Source organism: Paenisporosarcina sp. P4_E4_2 (genome assembly GCF_056401595.1).
The window spans coordinates 1-9262 of the sequence record NZ_JBFUJC010000107.1; the positions used below are offsets into that span (position 1 = coordinate 1).

The window sequence follows — 9262 nt, forward strand, 5'->3', positions numbered from 1 at the left end:
CCTGCAAATGCACTGGGCTCCCTCGCATCAACTTCAAAATCATTTTCAATTGTTTTATTGAAATAGCGGTCGACTAGTAAGTCGTATATACTTTCGTTTTCAATGGATTGTTTTGATGCCGCCTGTGTAGTTAACGGGGCAATCAAACCCATAAGTAATGTTGCTGCAATTGTTGCACGAATCCATTTATCTATTTTCAATTGAGGTCCTCCTCTAACGAATCTTCCTACGTTATTTTATCAAACGGAACATTGCCACGCCATGATTAGCAAAGATTTAAGTAGTATTTACGTCAAAACTGTGAAAAATAACATGGATACCTCAAGGAACCTGGTAAGTGTCCGATTCCAACTAAGTTTTTTTTCCACCTAACCATCCACTGCCCTTCAAATCACGCAATAAAAAAACCACTTCACTCCAAATAAATGAAGTAAAGTGGTTTCTTCCTTTGTTTATGCTAAAAAGCTGCTGCCTAATGGTAATGAGAACCCTAGGAACATTGTGATAAACAAGAACACGAACAATAATACCCAAAACATCGTTGTTGGTTTTTGTTTTTTCATACGAACCAAAATCATTTCCATCATGCCGATGACTAAAATTCCACCAAGGAACTTAAATCCATAAAGCATGCCCATATCGGAATCCATGCCAACCATGAACAATGCCACACCTGTCAAAATGATGAATACGTAAACTAAACGTAACACCATATGTGTGATTTTTTGTCCTTTGCCTGTCTTAAGTAAAACAGAGACAAAGAACAAGATAATACCTAGTACCCAAGCTGTAATGTGTAAGTGCGTGTTAGCTAAAAAATCCAAAATCGTCACCTCATCTAATTAATCGTTCAATTCTATCGTATCATATCTCGCTGACTAATAAACTTTTTAACCTACTAGTTTCAATTTATAAAAAAAGTGTGAATCTCTGCTCCCTTTCCGCGGACGAACTGACAAGCCACCTCTGGCCAACAGGATGTTGGTCACGAAGGTGTTGCCACAAAATTGCATTTCGTTCGTTTATTCTCACTGAAGAGTTTTGGCAATCCATTTTTCAGCAGGAGTCACGAAGATTCTCTTATTCAATAACATGATGTTACAAAGCCTAAATAAATCTTTATTCAAATTGGTTTACCAATGTGCCAATTCCTTCAACAGACACCTTCACTGTATCACCGGCTACCAAAAATTTTGGGGGATTAAAGCCTTTTCCCACACCAGAAGGAGTTCCTGTCAAAATTACATCTCCAGGTTCAAGTGTTACCAATGCAGAAATTTGTGCAATCAATTCTTCTACAGAAAAAATCATATCATCTGTATGTCCATTTTGGCGTACTTCGTCATTCACTTTTGTCACAATGGATAGATTTTGTGGATTTGGTAACTCGTCTTTCGTCACCAAATATGGACCCATCGGACAAGATCCTTTCAAGCTTTTGCCAAGGAAAAATTGCTGGTGTTTCTTCTGTAAATCACGCGCTGTTAAGTCGTTTGCGATTGTATAGCCAAACACATGATCATACGCAAGTTTTTTAGGAATATTTTCTCCTTTTTTACTGATCACAACGGCCAGTTCACCTTCATAGTCATATGAAGAAGTGGTATCTGAATGTACTGAAAGTGATTCTCCGTCTGCTGCAATTGTTGTCGGTGATTTTGTGAAGATCATCAAATGTTCTGGTGCAGCTTCTGAACCCATTTCTTTTGCATGCTCTGCATAGTTTCGGCCCACACCAAAAATGTTTTTCGGCGTTCGTGGAATCGGAGATAGCCATTCGATACTTGAAAATGGTCGTTTGAATTGATTCGGCTCTTCAGAATTCAGAGCAGCATCTRTGAGCTTACGCATCTGCTCAACAAAATCCATTCMTTTTTCAATTCCATCAACAATGTTCTGAGGGAAATCGGGCAACACTTGGAACGTCTGTTGTATCGCCACCACGTCCCATACGGCTTCTTCTTTCTTCACCTTGGGACCGAAACGAATTTGACCTTCATAGCGAAAAGAAACGATTTTCATACACTGACACTCCCTCTGAATTAATTTTTGTTTAATTCAGTCTACGATACTTCGACAAATTTTTCATCGATTTTTTTTATTTAATTTTCCATACGTCGCTCTTTTCCAGAGCATTTCAATCGGTCCTTGCTTAAACTTGGATAACCAGATTTCTGCGAATATTATTTGGACGATAAATATTCCGACAGCGAGCCAAGTACCTGTCAGTACATCCACTTTGCCATACAAGCCAAACCCATAAGAATAAAAGATGGTGGTGGCAATGACTGATTGTGTTAAATATGTCGTCATGGACATTCTTCCAACTTTAGCAACAGGCGAGAAGAGCTTACGGAAGACAGTTAATTGACATAACAGTGCAATCAGTCCTGCATAGCCAATAGCGACCAAGGGACCTCCAAATATATCTTGGACATACATTGTGAAAAAGTCCGCTTCTTTTGTGAAAGGCAAGAACTTGATGAAATACCCCACTCCCAATGATAGTACCGTCAATCCAATCCAAAATATCTTCTTCTCTGATGTGCGTTCAATCAATTTCGCTTTAGCCGCCGCAGCACCAATCAGCATGTAAGGGAAAATCGTTATACCTATTAATAATATGGTCCCCGACTCAATATTGGCATAGCTCCAATCGGCTGCCCGCTGAATGAAAATATCAGTCCAGCTTCCAGAACCAAATGCCAGGATAGAAGATTCAATCTCCTGTACACCGGCATAAAATTCTTGGCCAGTTTGCGCTGCGTAATAAAGTAAAAACGAGAAACCTAAGTTCGGTATGAGATAAAGAGGAAGCGCAATTCCAAGTAACCAGCCACTTGAAAGTCGCAACAACAAAATGACAATAAACCCGCTCAGTGCATATGTGATCAATATGTCACCTGACCAAATTAGGAAAGCATGTAGAATTCCGATGATCAATAATACGCTTAACCTGCGTATTGCAAGTGGTAGGAAAGATCCTCCTCGTTGCTTTGATTTAAGGAATTGCATCATCAATCCATAGCCAAATAGCATGGAAAATAAAGGATATACACTTCCTTGTAACACTATATCTATCCATTGAAACGTTTCTTTATCACTCAGATCTGTATACCAAGTGTACGGATTTATGTAGTAATAGGGAGTATGAAACGCCAGCATATTGACGATAAAAATCCCTAGGAGTGAGAAGCCGCGCATCATATCGATTGCAACGACCCGTTCCTGTAATTCTGTAGGTCTTAAATTCACCTTAAATCCTCCAATACAAAGATTTGATTCGAGTCAAACAAATACAATATTTTTTCCTTGATGGTGATGGAAAGAATATTTTCTATAGCTTTTTGATACAGCGACAGCTGTAAACCATAGCGATGCTGCATTTCCCGCAAAATCGAAGTCTCGTTATGGAAAACACCTCTAATTCGATCGGTTTTATAGTCGAGTAATACCCACTGTCCATCTTCTTCCTGGAATAAGCAATCTGCGATACCCTGCAAAATTTGAATGTCCCCATCCTCGTCTTTCATACCATACGTAAAAGGTACTTCACGCAGGACTTCGGAAGCATGACGCAATCTGTCCACAAGCGGTGATTGCAGGAAGTTTTCGATGGCATTCACTTTTATGGCTTTTGCTTCATTTGTAGTCAACAACTGACGATCTGCAAGCAGTTGAATAAAGGATTCAATCATTTCCTTGCCAGGCTGTAAATTGAAATCGAGATGCTGCATGGCCGTATGCATCGCTGTACCAATTTCTGCACTTGTCAGTTTGTGCTCCCCTTGTTGTAGAAAAGCAGGTCGTTTATGAACACTGGTAATGGCTTGCTGAACTTCTTTCGTCCTGAAAAATTCGGGTTCTTCTTCTTTTCGCAGTTGATCAATTCGTTTCAGTTCACTTACCGATTGCTTGGAACGTTTGACGGTTGAACGCTCGTGAATATAGACTGTATTGAATCGACGTTCCACTTCACTCATTATTTCCGGGGAAATTCCTTTTTGCTTCGTGGCATCAGACGGCTCTGAAGTAGTCTCGATTGCAATGACCTGTCGTAATTCTTCTACATGAATCGTTTCAAACGACCATTTTGATGGATGTTGCAATGCATCTGAATCCACCTGTCCTTGCCACAACGCGAAGTCATGATGTCTAGCGACGGCAGGACCAATCCAATCCAGGAACCCCTTCGCACGTGAACGTACATACTCCGGTAACATATCACCACTGGAAGCGGCAATATCCTGCCACTTGTCAATCGATTTTTGTGCATCCTTAACAGTCCCGACGAGCATTAACTTTTCCTTTGCTCGTGTCATCGCTACGTATAAAACCCGCATTTCTTCCGACTTCAGCTCCAGCTGTTTCTTTTCTTTCATGGCCAAAAATGGCAGTGATGTAAAGGAAATTCGTTTATCCGGATCCACTGCTTTTACAGCCAAACCGAACGTCTGATCAAATAAATACAGTTCATTGAAATCCATTTGATTGAAGTCACGGCCAAGACCGGCAATGAACACATAAGGAAATTCAAGTCCCTTGGAAGAATGGATTGTCATTAAACGGACGACGTTTTCTTTTTCACTCATTGCACGTGCTGTTCCCAAGTCGTCTCCACGCTTTTTCATTCGGTCGATAAATCGCAAAAAGCGGAAAAGTCCACGGAAGGACGATTTTTCATAAGACAGTGCACGGTCATGCAACGCACGCAAGTTCGCTTGTCTTTGTTTTCCTCCTGGCATGGCGCCGACCATTTCGTAATAGTGGGTATCCATATAAATTCGCCATATTAAGTCTGCCAATGATCCCCGTCGTGCCAAATCACGCCATTCTTCATAATGAAGGAAGAATCGCTGCAGCTTTTCAGCTGTTTCGGAAGCGATGCCACTGCCACCCATTCGGACGAAGTTTTTAAGCGCTTCATAAAATGGTTCTTTAGGAGCGGAAAGACGGATATGGGAAAGCTCTGCTTCTGTTAACCCGACAAATGGTGCCCTTAGCACCGAAGCCAGGGGAATATCCTGATATGGATTATCGACAATACGCAGGGTATTCAACATAATCATCACTTCAAGCGCATCAAAATAACCTTTTGAAAGGTTAGCATATAACGGAATGCCCGCCTGCTTGAATTCTTCCGTTAGATCAGCTGACCAAGTCATAGATCTCGTCAGGATCACTATATCCCGGTATTCAAGTGGACGTTCTTTTTTTGTCCACGCATCGACGACCATCGTTTTCTGATCCATTAATGAGCGAATTTTTCGGATGATATAGCGAGCTTCCCACTGGGATTTTTTCAACTCGTCAATTTCTAAGATTTCTTCATTGATTTCTTCGTCTTCACTCGCAGCTTCATCGACATCTTCCGTTTGCTGAGACAGAATCGTAAGCTCTACTGCAGATGGCTGATCCGGATACGGAGCTCCTGCTTTTAAGGCTGCCGCTTCATCGTAATCAATTTCCCCAACTCGTTTCCCCATGATTTGAGAAAATATAAAATTGGTTGCATCCAAAACTTCCGCGCGACTTCGGAAGTTGGCATTCAAATCGATTTTCACACCTGTATGTTGTGCTTCTGTCGTAAACTTCAAGTACTTCTCCAGGAACAACATCGGTTCAGCCAAGCGGAAACGATAAATCGATTGTTTGACGTCACCTACCATGAACATATTGCCATTTGCTTCCGTACCGGTTTTGACAATCTGTAAAATGGTTTCTTGCAAACGGTTTGTATCCTGATATTCATCCACCAGAACTTCTTTGTACTGCATCATGATGTCCTGTGCCGTGCTTGAAGGAACAAGTTGGCCATCTTCTTCTTCCGTCAATATTTGCAAGGCAAAATGCTCCAAATCCGAGAAATCGACTAACCCTCGCTCACTTTTTGCCAAACGATATTGGTCACCATAAGTTAATGTCAGTTCCACCAATGTTACTAGCAGAGGGTGCATCATTCTCATTTCCTGCAATAATCTTGCTGGTGTTCGTGTGAAATAGGCTTCTTTCACACCATTGACGCGTTTCTTCAATTGATCACGTTTATCTTTCGCTTTTTGAACGAGTTCGTCGTCGAACGTATCTTTCGGGATACGGGCAGCCGTCGCAAATTTCAACGTTTGGAAAAAGTCAAAAGTCGACTGCCACGATTGTGTGGAAATACGACGAATTGCTTCTGCAATTACGAGTTGATCTTGTTCCACTGTGGTCCCGTAAGGAGCTGGACCTGCCGGCAGCAACGCATATTGACGAATCTCTTCCGTCATCGCATACGCTTCTTCCATAGCATGCTGGATGGTCAGTTTAAGTGCTTCGATAAAAGGCAGATCATCGATTACCATATCGTCAGGCACATTATAGCTTTGTGGGATTGACTGTAACCATTTCTTCGGTTCCGGATGTACACTTGCTGTGTCATATAATTTATCAATCAACGTTTCAATCATTTGATCGTCCCGGTCTGTCGTGAAACTGTCAACAAGTCTGTACAGCGATTCCGGATTTTCCGCTTTATGCGCCGACTCCAATATCGCAGCCAATACATCATCACGAATTAGGGCTGCTTCCGCTTCGTTTGCCAGTCTGAATCCAGGATCCAAATCGAGGATGTAAGCGTACTGCTTAACGATGGATAAACAAAAAGAGTGAAGTGTCGAGATTTGCGCTTTATTCAATAGACTCAATTGTCTTCTTAAATGACTGGAATTCGGATTTTTCACAAGCGCTTTTTCCAGCGCTTCCGCCATCCGGTGTCGCATTTCGGCCGCCGATGCATTGGTAAATGTCACAACGAGAAGCTCATCCACATCAATCGGATTATCTTCACGAATCATCTTTTGGATTAGACGTTCAATCAGGACAGCCGTTTTTCCTGAGCCAGCTGCTGCTGAAACGAGTATGTCACGTCCTTCTGCAAAAATGGCGCGCCACTGAGCGTCAGTCCATGTAACATCTTGTGGTTTAATCGGTATCAGCATCAGGTGAGACCTCCTCTTTAATTCGTTGCGTGACTTCTTCTGGTGTACCTACCGACAGTTTACGATAGTGCTGGTCAGGATCTGTAGGATCAAACTGACATACACTACGGAAATTACAATAGTCGCATGCTGTTTTATCCTTCATCCTGTAGGGCAGTACCCGTGTATCGCCAGCGAGCATCCCATCTCCGGCTTGCTGATGCTTTTTACGTACAAATGTCCGCAAATTCGCCATGTCCTGTGTGGACACAACTTTCGAAAAAGATTTGGATATGGAGCCGTCTTTATTGATACGGGCTGGTATTACTTTTGAAGTGCCCGCTATTTCCGTATCCATTTTGCTTAAGACGTTGGCATCGTCTATCAATAAACCGCGCATTTTATATTTCTTAAATACTTCTTCCGCAAGGTCCATGTCAGAAAGCTCTTTAGCCAATTTCAACATTGGATTATGAACATGCATATATAAAACACCTGCCGGACTGGCATCTTCACCTAACCAAATTGCCGAGTTGCTGACAGCCACATCCAAGTACGTAAGCATCTGTAGGGAAATTCCATAATACACATCATTTAAATCGAGTCCTTTGGCGGACGATTTGTAATCAACGATTCGCACAAATGGTTGGCCATCCACAACAGCTGCGTCCACGCGGTCTATACGACCACGCATTTTCATGGCGTGACCATTTTTCAATGGGATTTCCAATGTGGGCAATTCTTCTCCAGGACCAAAACCAGTTTCTATCGCGATTGGAACAAAAGTAGAGACACTGGCATGATCCCGTAAAGTCGTCATGGTGCGTTGCAAAATCTGGACGAGTTTACGTTGAATATAGGTATATCTTTTTGTGCTGAGTAAAATTTGATGGACAAAAAATGGCGAAATTTCTTCTACTGCTTGTCTCGCCAGTTCCCAAGCCTGAGTAGTTGAAAGCTGTGCCCAAGTTAACCCCAATCGCTTCGTTTCGTCAGAAATCCATTTCAAAGCGGCATGGAATAAATCTCCGATGGCCGGGGCTTCTAGTAAATATTCTGCGCGTTCTTCCAAGCGCAAACCATACGTTGCGAAATGTGCAAAAGGACAACTGTAATATTTCTCGACACGTGACACACTAGATGTAAACGTATCCCCATACAAGGCATTGGTCGTTTCACGGTCCAGACGCTCTGCGATTATTGGATTCGTCAGTGGTCGAATAATCCGTTCGAAAACGCTATGCCAAAATGGATCATTTTCATAATAGGAAGCAACCGCCTGCCATTCTTCCTCCAGATTTTCTTCAACAACCGCTTGTTTTAATTTAGTGGCAAGGTACGGCAAAGTTGCCCGAGGATGTTGGATATAGTAATCTGTACTGTCTTTCAAAACAGCCGGATCAATGACAGCCAGTTCCACTTCGATTTTCGGCAACAATTGTTGCAATCGTTTGATGAATGTCGAAGGAAGCAGTGCTTTCCCTTCTTCATCCGCAACAGCGTATGACACAAACAGTTTTTCGGAAGCTGTTGTCACCGCTCGGTACGCCATATAAGATTCGTCCATCAGACGCATTTTGGACGTCGGAGCCAGCTCAAAGCCAATTTGCATAAACCATTCCCGCTCGGTATCCGAAAGCAACCCTTCCTGTTCGAGTCGTTTTGGAAATACCCCGTCATTGACGCCAATGACAAATGCTGCCCGAATATCGGACAATCGGGATAAATCAACCGTTGCTACGGTTACTTGATCGAGTGACGGTGGAATGCGGGAGAACTCCAACGTGTCAAAACCTTCTTCCAATAGTAGCAAGCTTTCTTTAGGCGTCAGTTTTTCATCACCAAACATCAACACAAATTGATCCAGTACATCTACCCACTGTGACCAGGCCTGGTCATGCTCGGTAGCTAGCAAAAGACGCCCCTGTTCATTTTCCTCATCTTTTAATACTTGCAGCTTATCGTAAATCTGTAATTCTTCGATTAATTCAAATAGTGCCTGTGCGACGTCTCTTCCTGTCCCGCATGCCTCTATTTTCCGTCTAAACTCCTGAAGAGGGGTCAAAACGATGTTCTTCACTGCGGTTATGTCAGCTTGGATAGCACGTTCTTCATCTGTTTGAACTTTTGAATGGAATTCAAGTCCACGGTATTTTTTCACGAGCCAGCGTCGTTCATCCGTCCAGCGTTCGCCGTAAATCCCTTGTGAAATCACGAAATTCTCTAAACGATCTGCGCGTTCTCGCCATACTCTTTTATTTGCTTGTAGCGGGAAGAACAAATCCGTTTTGATGGCCCTGAAC

5 protein-coding genes and 1 pseudogene are annotated in these 9262 nt (G+C 42.5%); all 6 read right to left on the minus strand.

Annotated elements, in window-relative coordinates; translation table 11 throughout:
* Nucleotides 1–200: pseudogene (locus tag AC1DSB_RS09470) on the minus strand (alpha-amylase family glycosyl hydrolase); the annotation flags it as partial.
* A 252-nt stretch (nucleotides 201–452) separates the two neighbouring features.
* Nucleotides 453–824 carry a YisL family protein gene (locus AC1DSB_RS09475; RefSeq protein WP_342542016.1) on the minus strand — a complete coding sequence of 124 codons (372 nt, stop codon included), beginning with the start codon at nucleotides 822–824 and terminating at the stop codon, nucleotides 453–455.
* Nucleotides 825–1119: 295 nt separating this feature from the next.
* The gene (locus tag AC1DSB_RS09480) at nucleotides 1120–2022 is read right to left on the minus strand and encodes a fumarylacetoacetate hydrolase family protein (protein ID WP_477586572.1); all 903 of its coding nucleotides are present in this window, start codon (nucleotides 2020–2022) and stop codon (nucleotides 1120–1122) included.
* Nucleotides 2023–2085: 63 nt separating this feature from the next.
* Nucleotides 2086–3255, minus strand: a complete 1170-nt coding sequence (locus tag AC1DSB_RS09485; RefSeq protein ID WP_477586574.1) for a DUF418 domain-containing protein — start codon at nucleotides 3253–3255, stop codon at nucleotides 2086–2088.
* A complete protein-coding gene (gene addA, locus AC1DSB_RS09490; protein ID WP_477531534.1) occupies nucleotides 3252–6980 on the minus strand; it encodes a helicase-exonuclease AddAB subunit AddA in 3729 nt (1242 codons plus the stop codon). The genes AC1DSB_RS09485 and addA overlap by 4 nt, the downstream gene beginning before the upstream one ends.
* On the minus strand, nucleotides 6964–9262 hold a 2299-nt coding region (locus AC1DSB_RS09495; protein ID WP_477586576.1), incomplete at its 5' end, for a PD-(D/E)XK nuclease family protein. The genes AC1DSB_RS09495 and addA, both read right to left, overlap by 17 nt.